Origin of the sequence: Hoeflea algicola (assembly GCF_026619415.1) — a bacterium.
Classification (GTDB): Bacteria; Pseudomonadota; Alphaproteobacteria; order Rhizobiales; family Rhizobiaceae; genus Hoeflea; species Hoeflea algicola.
The window spans coordinates 4,834,882-4,853,504 of the sequence record NZ_JAOVZR010000001.1 but is presented as its reverse complement, the minus strand read 5'-3'; the positions used below and the strand labels follow the sequence as shown (position 1 = coordinate 4,853,504).

Here is an 18,623-nt window from a genome sequence, read left to right as displayed (position 1 = left end):
ATAGACTAACAGGGAGTGCGGCATGCTGATCGTGCCTGAAAGACTGATTGCCGATCTGGTCACCGCGGAAGCCGCCTATGAGGCGGTGGAAGCGGTGTTTGCCGCCATGGCGCGGGGTGACGCGCGCAATTTTCCGGTGGTGCGCGAGGCACTCGGCCATGCCGACGCGCTTTACGGGTTCAAGTCCGGTTTCGATCGCGCCGGGCTGGCACTGGGGCTGAAATCCGGCGGCTACTGGCCCGGAAACATGGCAAAGGGGCTGACCAACCACCAGTCGACGGTGGTGCTGTTTGATCCTGACACCGGGCAACCGAGCGCGCTGGTGGGCGGCAATTTGTTGACCGCGCTCAGAACAGCGGCGGCCTCGGCGGTGGCGATCAAGCGGCTGGCGCGCAAGGATGCGAAAGTGCTGGGCATGATCGGCGCCGGTCACCAGGCCACTTTTCAACTGCGCGCGGCGGCCAAGGCGCACCCATTTGAGCGCATGGTGGGCTGGAACCTGCATCCGGAAATGCTGCCGAAACTGGCAGCCGTGGCAGACGAGATCGGCCTGCCGTTTGAGGCTGTGACGCTGGTTCAGCTTGGCCAGCAAGCCGATGTGATCATCACCATCACCTCAAGCTTCGCCCCGATCCTGAAACGAGCCCAGGTGAGGCCAGGCACGCATCTATCCTGCATGGGGACTGACACCGTCGGCAAGCAAGAGGTGGAGTCGGGACTGGTGGCTGCGGCGAAGCTGTTTACCGACGAAGTCGCGCAATCGATCACGCTTGGCGAATGCCAGCATGCCATTACCGAAGACCTGATCAATGAGGCCGTCATCACGCCGATTGGCGCGGTGATCAACGGCGATCACCAAGGCCGCAGCAGCGACGACGAGATCACATTGTTTGACGGCACCGGCGTCGGGCTTCAGGACCTGGTGGTTGCGGCCATGGCGGTGGAACGGGCCAAGGCGGCCGGTGTGGCGCTGGAATTCGAGATCTGAAGACGGACCTTACAAGGGCCTTCGTGCGGTAACGGGCGGCGTCAGCCCTGGCGTCGCCCGTTTTGATTCCGCCAAGTCACATTGTAATTCTTTTATATTTGCGATTTTACATATACATACCTATGTAGGCGATAACCGAATGTTGGTGGATTGACATGGCGCAAAGACAGGCCTGTGCTGCTCGGTCAGGGTTACCCAACGTCCACGCGAACAAATTGCAATGAGGCTCCTCATGAAGACCTTCAGCCTAGTTCTACTGACCCTGTTGTCGGCGAACCTCGCCCAGGCCGAGACACTGACGCTTTCGTCCACAGAGATCACCGAATGGAAGGCCGTTCAGGCGCGGGTCGAATCCCGCGACATCGTGCCGGCACGCGCCCGCATTGGCGGAGTGATCGAGGAATTGTCTATCAGCGAAGGCGACCAAGTTGAGGCCGGGCAGCAACTGGGGTTGGTCAAGGACGACAAGATCGCCTTTCAGATTGCGGCCCTCGACGCTCAACTGGCAGCGTTTGCGGCACAGCTTGCCACCGCACAATCGGAACTCGAACGGGCTGAAACACTGGTCAAGCAGGGCGTGGTGACGCGGCAGCGGTTGACGCAATTGCAGACCGATGTCGAAGTTGCCCGCAACCAGATTGTCTCCACCGAAGCGCAACGTGCGGTGCTGACACAGCAGCAAACCGAAGGCGCCGTGCTCGCCCCCGCCGATGGCCTTGTGCTGACGGTGCCGGCCAGTCGGGGCGCTGTGATCATGCCCGGCGAACCGGTGGCAACCATCGGATCAGGCGGTTTCTTTCTGCGACTGGCGCTGCCCGAACGCTTCGCAGACAGTCTCGAGGCCGGTTCGGAAATCCGCATCGCCACCATTGGCGGCGAGGCGAACGGGCGGCTCGCAAAAATCTACCCGCAAATCGAGAATGGTCGTGTGATCGCCGATGTCGAGGTCGACAAGCTTGACACCGCCTTTGTCAACGCCCGCATACTGGTCGAAGTGCCGATCGGCAAACGCATGGCGCTGCTTGCGCCCGAGGCTGCCGTGAGCACACGCCACGGGGTGGATTTCATCACGGTTGAAAACCACGAAGGCGAGACCGTTGAACGCACCATCATGATCGGCAAGCCGCAGGACGGGACCGATGCCGGCCTGATCGAAGTGATCAGCGGGCTGTCGTCCGGCGACACAGTGGTGCTGCCATGAAACCAGGCTCCTCGCCTCTGGGCATTGCCGGGGAACTGACCCGGGCCTTCATCGTCTCGCCGTTGACACCGTTGTTCCTGCTGGCAGCCTTTGCCTTCGGGCTGGTGGCGCTGATGACGCTGCCGCGCGAAGAAGAACCGCAGATCTCGGTGCCGATGGTCGACATCATGCTGTCGGCGCCGGGCCTGAAGGCCGATGACGCGGTCAAGCTTGTGACCGAACCGCTGGAAACCATCGTCAAAAGCATTGACGGGGTCGAGCACGTCTACTCGCAGACATCCGACAACCAGGTCATGGTCACCGCGCGCTTCATCGTCGGAACCCAGACGGATTCCGCCATCTTGCGGGTTCACGACAAGGTTCAGGCGAATATCGACCGGATTCCGGTGGGCGTGCCCGAGCCGATGATCGTCGGCCGCGGCATTGATGATGTAGCAATCGTTTCGCTCACGCTGACGCCCTCACCCGAGGCGGCTGACACGGTGAGCGCAACCGACCTGACCCGGGTCGCGCGCGAATTGCGAACAGAGCTGTCCAAGATCGACAATGTCGGACTGACCTATCTGGTCGGCGACACCGATGACATCATCCGCATCGCGCCCAACCCGCAGCGGCTCGCACAGACCGGCGTTACCCTGCAACAACTCGCAGCCAAAGTGACAGAGGCCAATCGCGCCTTCCCCGCAGGCCAGGTGACGATCGATGGCCAGAACACCGATCTGATGGTTGGTGAAACCCTTTACGCGCCTGCCGAGATCGGCAATTTGCTGGTCACGACCCGGGACGGGCGGCCGGTCTATGTGCGCGATCTCGCCGACATCTCGCTGGCCCCCGATGGTGCACCGCGAATTGTCGCGACCGTCGCCCGCTCAGACAACGGGATTACACGCACGCCCGCCGTTACGCTGGCCCTGGCCAAGCGTGCCGGCGCCAACGCGGTGGTCGTTGCCGAGCAGATCCTCGAGCGCACGGAAAGCCTGGAAGGTTCGCTAATCCCCGAGTCCATCGCTGTCGAGGTGACCCGCGATTATGGCGAGAGCGCTAACGAGAAGGCAAACGAGCTGCTCTATCACCTGGGGCTGGCGACTGTGTCGATCATCCTGCTGGTGTGGTTTGCGATCGGCTGGCGCGAGGCGGTGGTGGTGGCCGTGGTCATTCCGGTGACGATTCTCCTGACGCTGTTTGCCTCACGGGTGATGGGTTACACGCTCAACCGGGTATCGCTGTTCGCGCTGATCTTCTCGATCGGGATCCTGGTCGATGACGCCATCGTGGTGATCGAGAACATATCGCGTCACTGGGGCATGGGAGATGGGCGAAACCGCCGGCAGGCCGCTATCGAGGCGGTGGCCGAAGTTGGCAATCCGACCATCGTCGCCACGCTGACCGTGGTCGCAGCCCTGCTGCCGATGCTGTTCGTGTCCGGCATGATGGGCCCCTATATGAGCCCAATCCCGGCCAATGCATCAGCGGCGATGGTGTTTTCGTTCTTTGTCGCGGTGATGGTGACGCCGTGGCTGATGCTCAAGGTCGCGGGCCGCGCGCCGATGCACCATGGCCATGGCGAAGGCGCCCAGGCTGGTGGCAAGATCGGTCGGATCTACCGCGCAATCGCCACGCCGGTGCTGGCAAGCAAGGCCCGCTCCTGGGTGTTCCTGCTCAGTGTCGGCGCGCTGACGCTAGGCTCGCTGTCACTGTTCTACACCAAGGACGTGACGGTGAAGCTGTTGCCGTTTGACAACAAGTCCGAGCTCTCGGTGGTGATCGACATGCCCGAAGGCACATCCGTCGAAGCCACCGACGCGGTGGCCCAGGCTGTGGCGCGCGAAGCGCTGAAGCTCGATGAGGTTCACACCACGCAGACCCATGCCGGCACCGCCGCGCCATTCAACTTCAATGGCCTGGTGCGCCACTCGTTCCTGCGCTCGGAAAGCCAGATGGGCGACGTGGCGCTGAATCTCACGCCGAAGGGCGATCGCGACCGCACCAGTCATGACATTGCGCTGGAGCTGCGCGAGCAGATCGCCGCGATCCCGCTGCCCCAGGGCGCGAGCCTGAAAGTGGTGGAGCCGCCGCCCGGCCCGCCGGTGATGGCTACGCTTTTGGCCGAGATCTATGGTCCCGACGCCGAAACCCGCCGTGCGGTGGCGGCCCGGGTCGAGCAAGCATTTCGCTCGGCGCCGTACATTGTCGATATCGACAATTCCTGGGGGCAGCCGGCAAACCGCGCCCGGGTGACGATCTCAACCGACGAGCTCGAGTTCTTCCGGGTTGAAGAACGCGACGTGTTCGACACCATCGCCATCCTCAACACCGGACAGACGGTGGGCTATTCGCACCGCGGCGGTGGTCGCACGCCGATTGCCATCCGGCTTGAGCGGCCCCGCGCCGAGCGATTGCTGGATGAAAGCTTCCTGACCACGCCGATCCCGGCCAACGTGCTGCCAGGAGACCGCAGCGTGGTGGAACTCGGTGACGTGGTGAAAGTGAGCACCGAACGCGCCTCGTTCCCGGTGTTCCGGCACAATGGACGCGCCGCCGAAATGGTGACGGCAGAGCTTGCAGGCACCTACGAGGCGCCGCTCTATGGCATGCTTGCGGTCCACGAAGCGCTTGATGCGATGGACTGGACCGGGCTTGAAAAACCGGTGATCGCGCTCAACGGCCAACCCGCTGACGAACACACGCCAACCCTGTTGTGGGACGGTGAATGGGAAGTCACCTGGGTTACGTTCCGCGATATGGGCGCCGCCTTCGGCGTGGCGCTGCTGGGCATCTACATCCTGGTGGTGGCCCAGTTTGGCTCATTCAAGGCGCCGCTGGTGATCCTCACACCGGTGCCGCTGACCTTCATCGGCATTCTCGGTGGTCACTGGCTGTTCGGGGCACCATTCTCGGCCACTTCGATGATCGGCTTCATCGCGCTCGCCGGAATCATCGTGCGCAACTCAATCCTGCTGGTGGATTTCATCCGCCATGCCCATGTCGAGGGTGAACCGCTGACACCGGTGCTGATTGAAGCCGGCGCGATCCGCTTCAAGCCGATCATCCTGACCGCGCTGGCGGCGATGATTGGTGCGGCAGTGATCCTGACCGACCCGATCTTTCAGGGGCTGGCAATATCGCTGTTGTTCGGGCTGGCCTCATCAACAGCGCTCACGGTGCTGGTAATCCCGGCGATCTACCGGGTGATGCGCACCTGATCAAAGACGGTCGGGCGTCCCTGCCCGGCCGGTTCACTTGGACGGGCGAAAGGCCTTGAGGATATCCTCGTGGGTTTCGATCCGGCCGGCGTCGATCAGATCGAGGCAGAAGGGAATCGCCGGGAACACCGCCGTCAAACATGTGTCGATCGAGCCTGGCTTGCCCGGCAGGTTGACGATCAGGGTCTTGCCACGGGTGCCCGCAGTCTGGCGCGAGAGGATGGCGGTGGGCACCTGCTCAAGGCTTTTCTTGCGCATCAATTCGCCAAAGCCCGGCAATTCCTTTTCCAGCACTTCCTGCATCGCCTCGGGGGTAAGGTCACGCGGTGAGGGGCCGGTGCCGCCGGTGGTCAGCACCATGTCGACACCTTCGTCATCGCAGAGCCGGATCAGCGTGTCGCGCACGCTCTCAAGTCCATCGGGGATCACGTGAATGGTGATTTCGACCGGGCTGGAGATCACCCGCTCCAGCCACGCCTTGACCGCCGGGCCGCCAAGATCCTCATACTCCCCGCGGCTGGCGCGGTCGGACACGGTAAGGACGGCAATGCGAACGGTCATGGCAGGCTCCGGTGTGCAGGTGGCGGGCGAACAGCCCCTCTTTAACGCATGGAGATCAGTGCTCGAATGAACTCATCTGAGCGCGATCTCAATTGATTGCCCAACAATCACAATCCTGTGCGATATGGCAACAGTACCGCAGCGATGAAACGACGATTCCCGTGCGCCTGTCACCGTCGCCGAGGGTGTTGATTCTGCCCCCGGCCAGTCGACGCTACTACCATCCCCTCATCCTCGCGCTGAGGCCCGGATCATGTCGGCGGCCTTTTCGGCGATCATCACTGTGGCCGCATTGGTGTTGCCGCCAATCAGCGTCGGCATCACCGAGGCGTCGACCACCCGCAACCGCTCAAACCCGCGAACCCTGAGCTGCGGATCGGTGACAGCCATGGCGTCGCGGCCCATCCTGCAGGTCCCGACCGGGTGATAGATGGTGTCGGCACGGGCACGGATATGATCCATCAGCTCAGCGTCCTCCATCCCATCTCGGGTATAAACTTCCCTAAGTCGGTATTTGCGCATCGATGGCGCGTCCATGATCTTGCGGGTGATTCTTGCGCCCTTGAGCATCAGATCGGCGTCGCGCAAGTCGGACAGGTATTTCGGGTCGATCCGCGGCGGCAGGCTAGGGTCCGGGCCGTTCAGCCCGACATCGCCGCGTGAATACGGCCTGAGCGCGCAGACATGGCAGGAATAGCCGTAGCCCATGTGCAGTTTGCGCGAATGGTCATCCACCAGGGCGGCAACGAAATGCAGTTGCAAGTCCGGACGGGCAAGGGCGCGATCGGATTTGAGGAAGGCGCCGCCCTCGGCGCCCGGTGAGGCGACAATTCCGGATCCATCGCGGCGCCAGCGGAAGATGTCACGGATCAGCTTGTAGGCGCCGACCGCGCCGAGCCCCAGCACATCAGTGTCGCGGGTTTTGGCGGCGTAGATATAATCGAGATGGTCCTGCAGATTCTGACCGACACCGGGCAGATCCTTTGCCACTTCGACGCCCCTCGCCCGCAGATGCTCCCCTGGACCGATGCCCGAGAGCATCAGCAATTGCGGCGAATTGAACGCACCGCCACACAGGATCACCTCGGCCCGCGCGATCACCTTTTGCTCAACTTTTCCCGCGAGATAAGCCACGCCGGTGGCACGGAAGCCCTCCATCAGCACTCTGGTGACATGAGCGCCGGTGATCACCTTGAGATTGGGGCGGTTCATCACCGGATGCAGATAGGCGGCGGCCACCGAACAGCGCTCGCCCTGCCTGCCGTCGCGCCAGAACTGGGTAACCTGATAGAGCCCCGCCCCCTCCTGTTCGGGACCATTGAAATCATCGTTACGGCGGATCTGGACTTCGCTGGCGGCATCGACAAAGGCACGACTGATCGGGCGCGGGCTTCTCTGCTCGGCCACCTGCAGCAATCCTGCATCGCCATGAAACGCGTCGGCGCCGCGAATGTTGTTTTCGGACCGGCGAAACACGGGCAACACATCCGACCATCCCCAGCCGTCGCATCCGGCATCAGCCCAGTCATCGTAATCGGAAGGGTGACCGCGCACATAGAGCATGGCATTGAGGACACTGGAGCCGCCCAGCGCGCGGCCGCGCGGCTGATATCCGCGCCGGCCGCCCAGGCCAGGCTGCGGCACTGTCTGAAATGCCCAGTTGTTGATTTTCGGGCGGCCCGGCAGCATCGCCACCATTCCGAGCGGCGCGCGCACCAGAATTCTCTTGCCGTCACCGCCGGCCTCGAGCAGGCAGACATTCATCGTGGGGTCCTCGCTCAGCCGTGCTGCAAGCAGCGAGCCAGCGGAACCGCCGCCGACGATGACATAATCAAATTCCATTGCAGTCGCCTTCCAGTCAGGACCGGGCTGAGCCTAGAACACGCAACTGGTCTTGGGAACAGGATTTGACGCAGAGCTTGGCAAGGTAAGCTGGTTGAACCTGAAGACTTCTCAGAATCCTGCGCGGTCGGACAGCCGACTGAGGTCGGGAACTTCGACCTGGCGGTTGTTGACGATGTGGATGACACCGTCCTTGCGCATCTTGGTCAGTTGCCGGCTGACGGTTTCCATGGTCAGACCGAGGAAGTCGGCGATATCGACCCGGCTCATTGGCAATTCAAACGTCACCGAATCCTCTTCGTTGTCCGGAAACGCATGGGTGGCGATCAGCAACAGGAAGCTTGCGACCTTTTCACCGGCTGTCTTGCGCCCAAGCGTCAGCATCCAGTCGCGGGCTTCATCCAGCTCAGTCAGTGTCTGCTCGAGCAGCTTGTGCTCAAGTTCAGGCATGTCGCCGATCATCCGCTCGATAACATGCTTTGGGAAGGAGCAAACCTTGACCCCGGTTGCAGCTTCGGCGCTGACGCCATTTTCGGCGCGGAACGGCCGACCGAGGAAATCAGGCGCAAACTGCAGGCCGACGATCTGCTGACGGCCGTCAGCCATCATCTTCGACAGCTTCACCACACCGGATATGATGTTGGAGTAGCTCGTCGCAGTGGTGCTTTCGCCGATCAGTTCGGTGCCAGGTTCGAGTTCGCGGCGGCTTGAATGCTTGCTCAATTGTAGAAGCTGTTCGGGCAACAACGCGCCGCACACGCCACGATGCCTGCTTTCGCAAGCTCGACAGAGAACGGGCGTATCGGAATTGTGAACGTCTTTACGCTGCATATCCATTGCGCTCTCCGGTGACCATCACCTTACCTGAGATGGATCGAAAACTAAACTGGTAGTTCATGTCAGGACGATAATCGTTTGTGTATTATTCAAAATTTCTTGAAAATACTGTGGCAAGCTTGCCACCAGTTCCAACAATCGGAATTGATAGGAATCAAGGACGTCCGAGATAGATGTCCTATGGTCACAGTCATGAAAGCCGATGCAGCCATTTCCGCTCCGCCGATTTTCGAGGTTTCCGGGCTGACCAAGGTCTACCGCACGGGTGATGTCGAGGTCCGTGCGCTCAATGGCGTTGATCTGCGGCTTGAAGCTGGAGAAATGGCGGTGTTGCTCGGCCCCTCGGGCAGCGGCAAGTCGACCTTACTCAACATCATCGGCGGGCTCGACCACCCGACCTCAGGTTCGGTCAAATTCAAAGGCAAAGAACTCTCTGGCGCCAGCGACCGCGAACTGACTTCCTATCGCCGCGACCATGTCGGCTTCGTATTCCAGTTCTACAATCTGATCCCGAGCCTGACCGCCTGGGAGAATGTCGCACTGATTACCGAGGTGGCGCGGCATCCTATGTCGGCGTCCGATGCGCTGGCGCTGGTTGGGCTGGAAAGCCGCATGCATCATTTTCCGGCGCAACTCTCGGGCGGTGAGCAGCAGCGCGTGGCAATTGCCCGCGCCATCGCCAAGAACCCGGAAGTGCTGCTGTGCGACGAACCAACCGGGGCGCTGGATTCGGCTACCGGCATCATTGTGCTCGAAGCGCTGGCGCGGGTGAACGCGGAAACCGGCGCGACCACCGCTATCATCACCCACAATGCCGGGATCCGAAAAATCGCCCATCGTGTGTTTACCTTTCTGGACGGCCGCATTGCCTCAATGGAAACAAATGAGACGCCGGTCAAACCCTCGGAGGTGCAATGGTGACCGGGCTCAGGATGCTGGATCGCAAACTGGTGCGCGACCTCGCCCGGCTCTGGGCGCAGGCGCTGGCGGTGGCGCTGGTGATGGCCTGTGGCGTCATGACCCTCATTCTTGCGCTGGGCGCAACCCGGGCGCTGGAGGAGACCCGTTCAGCATTTTATGACCGCACCCATTTCGGCCAGATCTTCGCCACGGCGACACGGGCGCCGGAAAGCCTCAAGCAGGCTATCCAGGCGATCGATGGCGTGTCGGCGGTGTCGACGCGGATCTTCAATCCGGTGATCATCGACATCGAGGGAATGGCCGAACCCGCAACCGGGGTGCTGATCTCGATCCCCGACCATGGCGAAGCAGCGGTCAACCGGCTTTACCTGCGCTCGGGTCGGTTGCCGGAACCCGGACGGAGCGACGAAGCAGCGATCATCGAGGCTTTCGCCGAAGCCCACGGCTCCCGCCCCGGCGACCGGTTCGGGGTTCTCGTCAATGGTCGCAAACGCACTCTGACGGTAACCGGGATCACCCTGTCGCCCGAATTTGTCTACGCGATCGGCCCCGGCGACATGGTGCCGGATCAACGCCGCTTTGGCGTCATTCACATGCGCAGGGCGGCTCTTGAAGGCGCCTACGACATGGCTGGCGCGTTCAACAATGTGTCGCTGACCCTGTCGCGCAATGCCGACAAGAAAGAGGTGATGGCGCGGCTCGACGCCCTGCTTGAACCCTATGGCGGCACCGGCTCCTATGATCGCAAGGACCATCCTTCCGACGCCTTTCTTGATTCCGAACTGACCCAGCTCAGGGCGATGGCACAGGTCATTCCGCCGATCTTTCTGTTCATCTCGGCTTTTCTGGTCAACATGATCCTCACCCGTCTGATTGCGCTTGAACGCGAGCAGATCGGCTTGCTCAAGGCAGTGGGCTATTCAAACGCCGCCATCGCCTGGCACTATTCCAAGCTGACGCTGGCGATATCGCTGGTCGGGGTAGCAATCGGCGCTGTTGCCGGCACCTGGCTTGGCCGCGGCATGGCCTCGCTTTATGGCGAGTTCTTCTCGTTTCCGTTCCTGGTGTTCTCGCGTGAGCCCGACCTCTATGTGATTGCCGCGCTGGTTACCTTCGCTGCAGCGCTGGCGGGGGCGGCAAAAGCGATCTGGGGGGCGGTATCACTGCCGCCCGCGGTTGCCATGCGGCCGCCCGCGCCAAGCAGTTACCGCAGCCTTTTCGGCGGGCCGGAGGGCAGCATCAAGCTGCCGTTCTCACAGCTCACCATCATGGCATTACGACATCTGGTGCGGCGGCCGGTGCGCACGGGGCTGACGACGCTGGGGACCGCGCTGCCGGTGGCGCTGCTGATTACCTCCTTGTTCAGCTTTGATTCGATCGACAACATGATCGACACGGTGTGGTTTCGGGCCGACCGCCAGGACGCGACGCTGACATTTGCCGCCAACCGCTCCGACGATGCCATCCGCGCTGTCGCCCAGCTTCCCGGCGTGATTGCCGCCGAACCGTTCCGGGCGGAAGCCGCGACACTGCGCAACGGCTACCGATCGCGGCGGGTCCAGATTGTGGCGCTTGATCCGGCGACGGATATCAGCCGGGTTCTGGACACGGATTTCAAACCGATCGACTTGCCGCCGACGGGCATCGTGCTGTCGGAAAGGCTAGCCGATCACCTTCATCTGGCGCCCGGCGACCAGATCGAGATCGAACTCAACGACGGCCAGAACCGCAGAACAATGGTGCCGCTGGTGGCCGTCTCCAACAGCTATATCGGGCTCAGCGCCAATATGAGCAGGCAAGCGCTGGACCGGCTGTCGGGACAGGGTCGGCAGATCTCGGGCGGGCGGGTGATTGTCGACGAAAGCAAGATCGGCGCGCTTTACGAGGCGGTCAAACAGACACCAGCGATCGCATCTGTTGCCCTGCAGGGCATCTCGCGCGAACGGTTTCGTGCCACCATCGAGGACAATATCGGTATCAGCGTGTTCATCTATGTTTCGCTGGCGGTGATCATCACCGTCGGGGTGATCTACAATTCCGCGCGAATTCAACTGTCCGAGCGTGCGCGGGAACTTGCCAGCCTGCGCGTTTTCGGCTTCACCAGCCGGGAGGTCTCAAGCGTGCTGTTGACGGAACTGGGCGTGATCGTGGTGCTGGCGCAACCACTGGGCTGGCTTATCGGGCGCGGGTTTTCCGGGCTTGTCGCCAAGGGCTTTGAGAGCGACCTGTTCCGAATTCCATTGATCATCAATCCACCCACCTATGCGATCGCCAGTCTTGTCGTGCTGGCTGCCGCGCTGGTATCGGCGTTGATCGTGCGGCGGCGGATCGACCGGCTCGATCTGATCCGCGTGCTCAAAACAAGGGACTGAAACCATGGCCTCTGCACTTGTAAGAAGCCTCGTCGGATTGGCAACTGTCGCGTTGATCGGCGGTGCATTCTATATCGCGTTCAAGGAGAACCCGGTGCTGGTTGACCTCGCCACCGCGACAACCGCACCGATGCAGGTGAGCATCGAGGAAGACGGGACCACCCGTATCCGCAATGTCTACACAATTTCCTCGCCGATCGCCGGCCATCTCGACCGCATCGAGCATTCGGTCGGAGACCTGGTTTCCGCCGGCGAGGCGATCACCGGCATTCACCCGCTGGAACCTCCGTTCATCGACACCCGCACACGCACCGAACTGCTGGCGGCGATCGATGCGGCAAATGCCAACCTTGGGCTATCAGAGGTCGAACTGACCCGCGCCCGCACTGCCCGCGATCTGGCCAAGGCGAGCTTTGACCGGGCGACAAAACTCGCCGCCACCAACATCGTTTCGGAAAGCACGCTGGAGCGGCTGGCAGGCGAATACAAACTCGCCAAGGATCAGGTCGCCTCGGCCGAGGCCATGATCGCGTTGCGCCGTGCCGAGCTTGCCAGCACGCGGGCGCGGCTTGTGCAGCCCGGACAAGAGCCTGTCCTTCCCGCCAATGGCGAATGCTGCGTCGACATCACCTCGCCGATTGACGGCATGAACCTGGCGCTTCACGCCAAGAGTGAACAAGCCGCCAGTGTCGGGCAATTGATCGCCGAAATCGGCGATCCGTCGGATCTGGAAATCACCGTCGACATCCTGTCTGCCGATGCCGTTCGGGTGAAACCCGGCAGTCGCGCGCTGATCACTGACTGGGGTGGTGAGCAAACGCTGGAAGCGGTGGTCGAGCGGGTCGAACCATCGGCCTTCACCAAGGTTTCAGCGCTGGGGATCTCGGAACAAAGGGTCAATGCGATCATTACCTTGCGCGATCCGCCGCCGGCCGACCTCGGGCACGGCTACAGGGTCATCGCCAACCTCGTCATCTGGTCTTCCGAGGAAGTGCTGCAGGTTCCCGTCAGCGCGCTCTATCGCGAGGATGGTGGCTGGGCCGTATTCAGGATGGTGGATGGGGTGGCGCGGGTCACACCGGTTACGATCGGTCACATGACCGACCGTAACGCCGAAATCCTTACGGGGCTTTCAGACGGCGACCGGATCATTCTTTATCCCGGAGACACGCTGGAAGACGGCAGCCTGATCAGCGACCGGCAGGCTGCCGGCTGAGAGCCATAGCCAGCCTTGAATGCAACACAGGGCCCGGACGACAGACGCGCCCGGGCCCAGATTGATTGATCAGCGACGAGCGAACTCAGCCATCGTGCTTCATGTCGCCATGGGTCATCTCGCCATGTTCATCCTTCTTCATGGCATCATTCATCTTCTTGATACTCTCGACGCTGAATTCGACTTCGATCGACCCCGCCTTTTCGAAATTGAGTGTCGCGGGAACCTTCTCGCCTTCCTTAAGCTGGCCTTCGAGGCCGATGAACATGATGTGGTAACTGCCGGGCTTGAGGACGACATCGCCGCCGGCGGGGATTTCCAAACCGCCTTCGACCGGGCGCATCTTCATGACATCGCCATCCATGACCATTTCATGGACTTCGACGCGATCGGCAAATGCGGCCTCGCCGCCGAGCAGGCGGTCGGCTTCGGTACCGCTATTGTGGATCGTCAGATAGCCACCGGAGACCGGTGCATTCGGCGGTGTTGCGCGGGCGTGCGGGTGAACAATCTCGAGCGATCCGAGCTTGTATTCATGGGCGAAGGCTGTCGACATCGACAGACCGAGGGTGATGGCGGCAACTGCTACTGCAAGTTTTTTCATGGTTTTTTCTTTCGTGCTTGGCCCGGACGGTTTTTACGCACGTCACCGGATGGATATGGGCCGAAAAATTTGGGGATTCGCCTGGCCCGCCGATGGACGGACTTCTGGCGTGATCAGACACCGCGCGACACGCGGGCATGGCCCCGCTGCAACGGAATTCAGGCTGAAAGAACGGGAGGCGCGCGTGGCGAAGCGCCGTGCACAAGCACCGGCAGCCACGGTTCGGCATCGCGGTCGATGACCAGTTTGCTGCGGATGTTGCTGTGGTTGATCAAAAACACCTCCAAAGGCGTCGGCAGATCAACGGAGGCGACAATGCGACAGGCTTCGCAGTGGGTGACCCTGGCGTGATGGGGACCATCGCCCTCGCCGGTCAGGCAAAGTTCGGGCAGCGTCCCGTCGGGCAGGATGTAGTCTGCGACGTTGACGTCCTTATAGGCCGACAATGTTTCAGTGATCGAGAGCGGTTGGTGGGCGAAGGCGACAAGCAGCAGCGACAGCGCGCAGAGCATGCGCACCAATCCCGTTCTGCTGATGAACCGACGTGTCCCGATCATTTCCATGCCTGCCTGATTAAGCAGAGCATGAATATAAGCCCCACACGCACCCCGCAAGCCCTGTCGTCGGGGCTGCGTCAAGTTGGCAGCCAGCGTCAGGGTCACGCTTTTGCAGGATCGCCTGAGCGATTCACCGGGACGAGCCACCAAACGCCTTCGCACTGAGAATACGGGCATGAACCTTTCGCACGGGCTCGACGCCCATAGCCTTTTGGGCAATGGTGGCGGAAGCGTCCGGCGTGCGAAAAACCTTGTTCAGATGCGCCCAAGACAGCCGCCCGGCCAGGAGAATTGACCCGCATGGACCCCACAAGCACCGACCGGTTGAAGACCGCGCTGCTGCTGACCGCCCTGGCGGGGCTGCTGGCAGGCCTAGTGCTGTATGCGCTCGGCCGCACCGAGCTTGCCAATATTATCTGGTTTGTCGGGGTGATCCCGGTGCTGGCAGCGCTCGTTGTCGAAATCCTGCGCAGTCTGTGGCAGAGCGAAGTCGGACTCGACATTGTCGCCGCACTGTCGATGACCGCGGCGCTGGCTTTTGGTGAAACGCTGGCGGCGGCCGTCGTGGCGTTGATGTATTCGGGTGGAACGTTCCTTGAGAATTTCGCCGAAGGCCGGGCGCGGCGCGAGATGCACCATCTGCTCTCCCGCGTACCACGCACCGCCACCCGACAGCGTGACGGCGGGCTCGAAGAAGTGCCGCTTGATGCCATCGAACCGGGCGACCTGCTGCTGATCCGCCAGGGCGACGTGGTGCCGGTGGATGGAACGCTGGCGTCTGACGCGGCTTTTCTCGACACATCAGCGCTGACCGGTGAATCGCTGCCCGCGCGGCTATCCCATGGCAACGAGGCGATGAGCGGCGCAACCAATGCCGGCGAGCCGTTCGATTTGTTGGCCGTGCGCCGGGCCGAGCAAAGCACCTATGCCGGCATTGTCCGTCTCGTCGAAGAGGCGCAGCGCTCCATGGCGCCGATGTCGCGGCTCGCGGACCGCTGGTCGCTGGGATTTCTGGCCGTCACCGTCATCATCGCCTTTGCCGCATGGTGGTTCACCGGCGATCCGATCCGCGCCGTCGCCGTGCTGGTGGTGGCCACGCCCTGCCCGCTGATCCTCGCTGTTCCGGTGGCATTGGTGGCCGGGCTGTCGCGGGCCGCGCATTTTGGCGTGCTTATCAAGGGCGCGGGACCGCTCGAAACGATGGCGCGCATCCGCACACTGATCCTCGACAAGACAGGCACCCTGACAGACGGTCGCCCGCAGATTGTCGCCATCAACAGCCATGACGGCATGAGCGAGAATGACATTCTGCGGTTTGCTGCTGCGCTTGATCAGGCCTCGAAACACCCGGTTGCCCAGGCCATCGTCGCGGCGGCGAAACAGCGGGGGCTTGTGTTGCCGGTGCCGTCCGAGGTCGCCGAGATCGCCGGCGAAGGCGTCGTCGGACGCGTCGAGGGGCACAAAGTGATGGTCGGAGGCGACGACTTCGTGGCGCGGCGCGTGGGCCGAAGCATAGACGGTGATCCCGCACGGGCTGCCGGATCGGTGCTGGTTGCACTGGCGGTTGACGGGCAAATGGCAGGCCAACTGATCATGGCCGATCCACTGCGAGAGGGCACCGGCGCGATGCTTGTTAACCTGCGCAACCAGGGGATCGAACGGATCCTGCTGGCCACCGGCGACCGTGCTCAGGTGGCCGAACAGGTCACCAAAGGTCTTGGCCTTGACGGGCTTCGCGCGGGCCTGACGCCGGACCAGAAGGTTCTGCTGGTGCTCAGCGAACGCAAGAACGGACCGGTGATGATGGTGGGCGACGGTGTCAACGACGCTCCGGCGCTGGCCGCGGCAGATGTCGGTGTCGCCATGGGCGCCCGCGGCGCCGCCGCGTCCGCCGAGGCGGCTGACGTGGTGTTGCTGGTAGACCGGCTCGATCGGCTCGGTGCCGGAATCGAGATCGCCCGCCGTTCCCGGCGCATCGCCGTCCAAAGCGTCGTCGCCGGAATCGGGTTGTCGGTGGCCGGCATGATCGCTGCTGCCTACGGGTACCTGACACCGGTCGAGGGCGCGTTGCTGCAGGAGGTTATCGATGTCGCTGTCATCCTCAACGCGCTGCGGGCCCTGCGGATAGCCCCGCACAGCCCTATGACCAAAGAGGCTGTGCCTGCAACCGTCAAATCGGCCTGACTTGCTTCATCATGACGTGCGATTCGGCGACAGAATCACTTCCTTGCTGCTCCGCGAGATTCGGGCTGACTATCCCACAAACCCATTGATCGGGTCATCGGTTTCAGCAAAGCATGGATGTGAATAAAAAGAATTGGCCAGGGCGAAGCGAGAATTCAGCCTGCGATACGCTCCTCGAGCGAGCCTTTGTTGAAGCTATGAAATCAAATTCACCTGGTGGTGAAGCATGGCAGTCAAGTCAGGCATATACGTGCTGCTGACGGTGCCGCTCTCACCTGCCAAAAAGCCGGAAATTCTTCCGCTACGGAGAGACAACGCCACGCCCGTCAACCGATGCAACGGGTTCCAGAGATCGGACCAATCTATGCGCTGACCATCATTGCCGAGGCTGGGAATCTGCGCCGCTTACATCATAACCGGTTTCTCACTTTCAGCTGTCCGCATCTCCCGACCCAGCAGCCACGCAATACCGTCGTCAGCACCACTTTTTTGAAGTTTGGCAATGGCACAGTGGTGCCGTACTCTATGGAGTGCCGGGCAGTTTACCCTCCATCGAGGCGAGAACGGAATCCACCGCAAGTTCCAGCGCTATAGCACAACAATCCTGATTTGCGCCGCAACGCAATGACCGCAACGACCGTCAATTTGGACCGTGTCGTGGACGCTGTATTCAAAAGCAGCGTCAGTTCCCGCCCCTTCGTCAACGGAGGGTACCAACTGGAAAAGGTCTCCGTCGGCCAGGGCGTTGCGCGCATCGGTGCGGTTCAACAATCGATAGAATATCGGCGCATAATATCCAGCATGCCCGCATAGCGCCTTCAAGGGAAAAGCACCCCCACAGAATACTGCGTGAGAGGCCGTAATCACCCGGAAGATATCCCATAGCCCGGCAAATGGACTCATTTCCGATAAGCGACGTCCATCTTCTAATTTCCTGTCAAGGGGTTGAACCGCCGGGCAGAATTTGTTTGTTTGCGCCGCATGGTGCCGATGTTGGACCAAAACGTTCAGCACGCCCGCCAATTACACCAAGCTCGAATTTCCCCCACGTGCAATTGAGCCTCCCTCATTTGCCGGGAGAGAAATACGACGAAAAGGAGACCCCGACATGAAGAAGTTTCTATTAGGCACCGTCCTTGCACTCGCCATTCCAGGTGCTGCCGTGGCTGCAGAAGAATGCGGTGAGATCACGATGGCCGAGATGAACTGGTCCTCAGCCAAGATCGTGGTCGCGACTTCAAAATTCCTGCTTGAGCAGGGCTATGGCTGCGATGTTGTGGTTGTACCGTCGGACACGACACCGGCCGTCACCTCACTCGCCGAAAACAACAAGCCCGACATCGTGCCGGAACTCTGGCCCAATTCGGCCGGCGACGTCTATGACAAGCTGAAAGAGGGCGGCAAGATCGTCGAACTGACCAGCGTTCTCGATCCCGGCGGCGTCGAAGGCTGGTGGATTCCGTCCTACCTGGCTGAGGCACACCCGGAACTGAAGACCATCGACGGCATTCTGGCGAACCCTGAGCTGGTTGGCGGCATGTTCAACAACTGTCCCGATGGTTGGGGTTGCCGCACCGTCAGCGACAACCTGGCGCGCGCCTTCGATCTGGAAGGAAAGGGCATCAAGGTCTTCAACCACGGTTCTGGCGAAACGCTGGCGACCTCGATGGCTTCGGCCTTTGAGAGCAAGGAGCCATGGTTCGGCTACTACTGGGCACCGACGACGCCGCTCGGCAAATACGACATGGTCAGCGTAGACCTGGGCGAATATGACGAAGCGGCCCACGAAGCCAACCAGAATGCCAACGCACCCGATCCCAAGCCGTCGGCCTTTCCGACTGCACCGATCCTGACCATCGTGACCAAGGATTTCAACGAGTCTCACCCCAAGGAGTCCGAGTTGTTGTCCAACGTGTCTTTCAAGACCGACACGATGAGCAGCCTTCTGGCCTGGCAGGATGAAAACAACGCCACCTCGGAAGAGGCGGCCGTGTATTTCCTGCAGAACAACAAGGACATCTGGGCTGATTGGCTGAACGATGACGCCAAGGAAAAGCTGGCGAAATTGCTCAAGTAATAACGGCAAAACGGGGCGGCGCCATTCTGGCGCTGCCCTTTCTAATTTCTACCCATAGTC

13 protein-coding genes are annotated in these 18,623 nt (G+C 61.5%); 8 read left to right on the top strand and 5 right to left on the bottom strand.

Annotated elements, in window-relative coordinates; all coding sequences use genetic code 11:
* Nucleotides 1-22: 22 nt before the first annotated feature.
* The 3 genes from bhcD to OEG84_RS23455 all read left to right on the top strand — a co-directional run bounded on the left by bhcD (nucleotide 23) and on the right by OEG84_RS23455 (nucleotide 5,392).
* The gene (gene bhcD / locus OEG84_RS23465; protein WP_267656009.1) at nucleotides 23-988 is read left to right on the top strand and encodes an iminosuccinate reductase BhcD; all 966 of its coding nucleotides are present in this window, start codon (nucleotides 23-25) and stop codon (nucleotides 986-988) included.
* A gap of 232 nt (nucleotides 989-1,220) precedes the next feature.
* Nucleotides 1,221-2,189, top strand: a complete 969-nt coding sequence (locus OEG84_RS23460) for an efflux RND transporter periplasmic adaptor subunit (RefSeq protein WP_267656008.1) — start codon at nucleotides 1,221-1,223, stop codon at nucleotides 2,187-2,189.
* Nucleotides 2,186-5,392: an efflux RND transporter permease subunit gene (locus OEG84_RS23455; protein ID WP_267656007.1), complete on the top strand. Its 3,207-nt coding sequence runs from the start codon at nucleotides 2,186-2,188 to the stop codon at nucleotides 5,390-5,392. Before OEG84_RS23460 ends, OEG84_RS23455 begins: the two co-directional genes overlap by 4 nt.
* A gap of 33 nt (nucleotides 5,393-5,425) precedes the next feature.
* Here the strand turns inward: OEG84_RS23455 and mog are convergent, their stop codons facing one another.
* The 3 genes from mog to OEG84_RS23440 all read right to left on the bottom strand — a co-directional run bounded on the left by mog (nucleotide 5,426) and on the right by OEG84_RS23440 (nucleotide 8,632).
* The gene (mog, locus tag OEG84_RS23450; RefSeq protein WP_267656006.1) at nucleotides 5,426-5,953 is read right to left on the bottom strand and encodes a molybdopterin adenylyltransferase; all 528 of its coding nucleotides are present in this window, start codon (nucleotides 5,951-5,953) and stop codon (nucleotides 5,426-5,428) included.
* Between the two features lie 228 nt (nucleotides 5,954-6,181).
* Nucleotides 6,182-7,795, bottom strand: a complete 1,614-nt coding sequence (locus tag OEG84_RS23445) for a GMC family oxidoreductase (protein WP_267656005.1) — start codon at nucleotides 7,793-7,795, stop codon at nucleotides 6,182-6,184.
* Nucleotides 7,796-7,906: 111 nt separating this feature from the next.
* Nucleotides 7,907-8,632: a Crp/Fnr family transcriptional regulator gene (locus OEG84_RS23440; RefSeq protein WP_267656004.1), complete on the bottom strand. Its 726-nt coding sequence runs from the start codon at nucleotides 8,630-8,632 to the stop codon at nucleotides 7,907-7,909.
* A 192-nt stretch (nucleotides 8,633-8,824) separates the two neighbouring features.
* Between OEG84_RS23440 and OEG84_RS23435 the strand changes: the two genes are divergently transcribed.
* From OEG84_RS23435 to OEG84_RS23425, 3 genes are read left to right on the top strand one after another with little or no spacing between them, the layout of a single operon-like run.
* A complete protein-coding gene (locus tag OEG84_RS23435; RefSeq protein ID WP_267656003.1) occupies nucleotides 8,825-9,553 on the top strand; it encodes an ABC transporter ATP-binding protein in 729 nt (242 codons plus the stop codon).
* Nucleotides 9,547-11,925 (top strand): ABC transporter permease, encoded by a 2,379-nt coding sequence (locus tag OEG84_RS23430; protein ID WP_267656002.1) that lies wholly within the window; start codon nucleotides 9,547-9,549, stop codon nucleotides 11,923-11,925. The genes OEG84_RS23435 and OEG84_RS23430 overlap by 7 nt, the downstream gene beginning before the upstream one ends.
* Nucleotides 11,926-11,929: 4 nt before the next feature.
* A complete protein-coding gene (locus OEG84_RS23425; protein WP_267656001.1) occupies nucleotides 11,930-13,141 on the top strand; it encodes an efflux RND transporter periplasmic adaptor subunit in 1,212 nt (403 codons plus the stop codon).
* Nucleotides 13,142-13,226: 85 nt separating this feature from the next.
* On the opposite strand, the gene OEG84_RS23420 is transcribed toward OEG84_RS23425, so the two are convergent.
* Entirely contained in the window at nucleotides 13,227-13,745 is a 519-nt protein-coding gene (locus tag OEG84_RS23420; protein WP_267656000.1) for a copper chaperone PCu(A)C, read from the bottom strand.
* A gap of 158 nt (nucleotides 13,746-13,903) precedes the next feature.
* Nucleotides 13,904-14,407 (bottom strand): hypothetical protein, encoded by a 504-nt coding sequence (locus OEG84_RS23415; RefSeq protein ID WP_267655999.1) that lies wholly within the window; start codon nucleotides 14,405-14,407, stop codon nucleotides 13,904-13,906.
* A 195-nt stretch (nucleotides 14,408-14,602) separates the two neighbouring features.
* Here OEG84_RS23415 and OEG84_RS23410 point away from each other — a divergent pair, with 195 nt between their 5' ends.
* Nucleotides 14,603-16,486 (top strand): heavy metal translocating P-type ATPase, encoded by a 1,884-nt coding sequence (locus OEG84_RS23410; RefSeq protein ID WP_267655998.1) that lies wholly within the window; start codon nucleotides 14,603-14,605, stop codon nucleotides 16,484-16,486.
* 1,108 nt (nucleotides 16,487-17,594) lie between these two features.
* The gene (locus OEG84_RS23405) at nucleotides 17,595-18,563 is read left to right on the top strand and encodes an ABC transporter substrate-binding protein (protein WP_267655997.1); all 969 of its coding nucleotides are present in this window, start codon (nucleotides 17,595-17,597) and stop codon (nucleotides 18,561-18,563) included.
* The last annotated feature ends 60 nt before the right edge of the window (nucleotides 18,564-18,623 follow it).

What these genes read in the sequence shown, in the direction of transcription:
- OEG84_RS23425 (WP_267656001.1), top strand. Translation starts at nt 11,930, where the DNA reads ATGGCCTCTGCACTTGTAAGAAGCCTCGTCGGATTGGCAACTGTCGCG.
- OEG84_RS23460 (WP_267656008.1), top strand. Translation starts at nt 1,221, where the DNA reads ATGAAGACCTTCAGCCTAGTTCTACTGACCCTGTTGTCGGCGAACCTC.
- OEG84_RS23410 (WP_267655998.1), top strand. Translation starts at nt 14,603, where the DNA reads ATGGACCCCACAAGCACCGACCGGTTGAAGACCGCGCTGCTGCTGACC.
- OEG84_RS23440 (WP_267656004.1), bottom strand. Translation starts at nt 8,632, where the DNA reads ATGGATATGCAGCGTAAAGACGTTCACAATTCCGATACGCCCGTTCTC.
- OEG84_RS23435 (WP_267656003.1), top strand. Translation starts at nt 8,825, where the DNA reads ATGAAAGCCGATGCAGCCATTTCCGCTCCGCCGATTTTCGAGGTTTCC.
- bhcD (WP_267656009.1), top strand. Translation starts at nt 23, where the DNA reads ATGCTGATCGTGCCTGAAAGACTGATTGCCGATCTGGTCACCGCGGAA.
- OEG84_RS23445 (WP_267656005.1), bottom strand. Translation starts at nt 7,795, where the DNA reads ATGGAATTTGATTATGTCATCGTCGGCGGCGGTTCCGCTGGCTCGCTG.
- OEG84_RS23405 (WP_267655997.1), top strand. Translation starts at nt 17,595, where the DNA reads ATGAAGAAGTTTCTATTAGGCACCGTCCTTGCACTCGCCATTCCAGGT.
- mog (WP_267656006.1), bottom strand. Translation starts at nt 5,953, where the DNA reads ATGACCGTTCGCATTGCCGTCCTTACCGTGTCCGACCGCGCCAGCCGC.
- OEG84_RS23430 (WP_267656002.1), top strand. Translation starts at nt 9,547, where the DNA reads ATGGTGACCGGGCTCAGGATGCTGGATCGCAAACTGGTGCGCGACCTC.
- OEG84_RS23455 (WP_267656007.1), top strand. Translation starts at nt 2,186, where the DNA reads ATGAAACCAGGCTCCTCGCCTCTGGGCATTGCCGGGGAACTGACCCGG.
- OEG84_RS23420 (WP_267656000.1), bottom strand. Translation starts at nt 13,745, where the DNA reads ATGAAAAAACTTGCAGTAGCAGTTGCCGCCATCACCCTCGGTCTGTCG.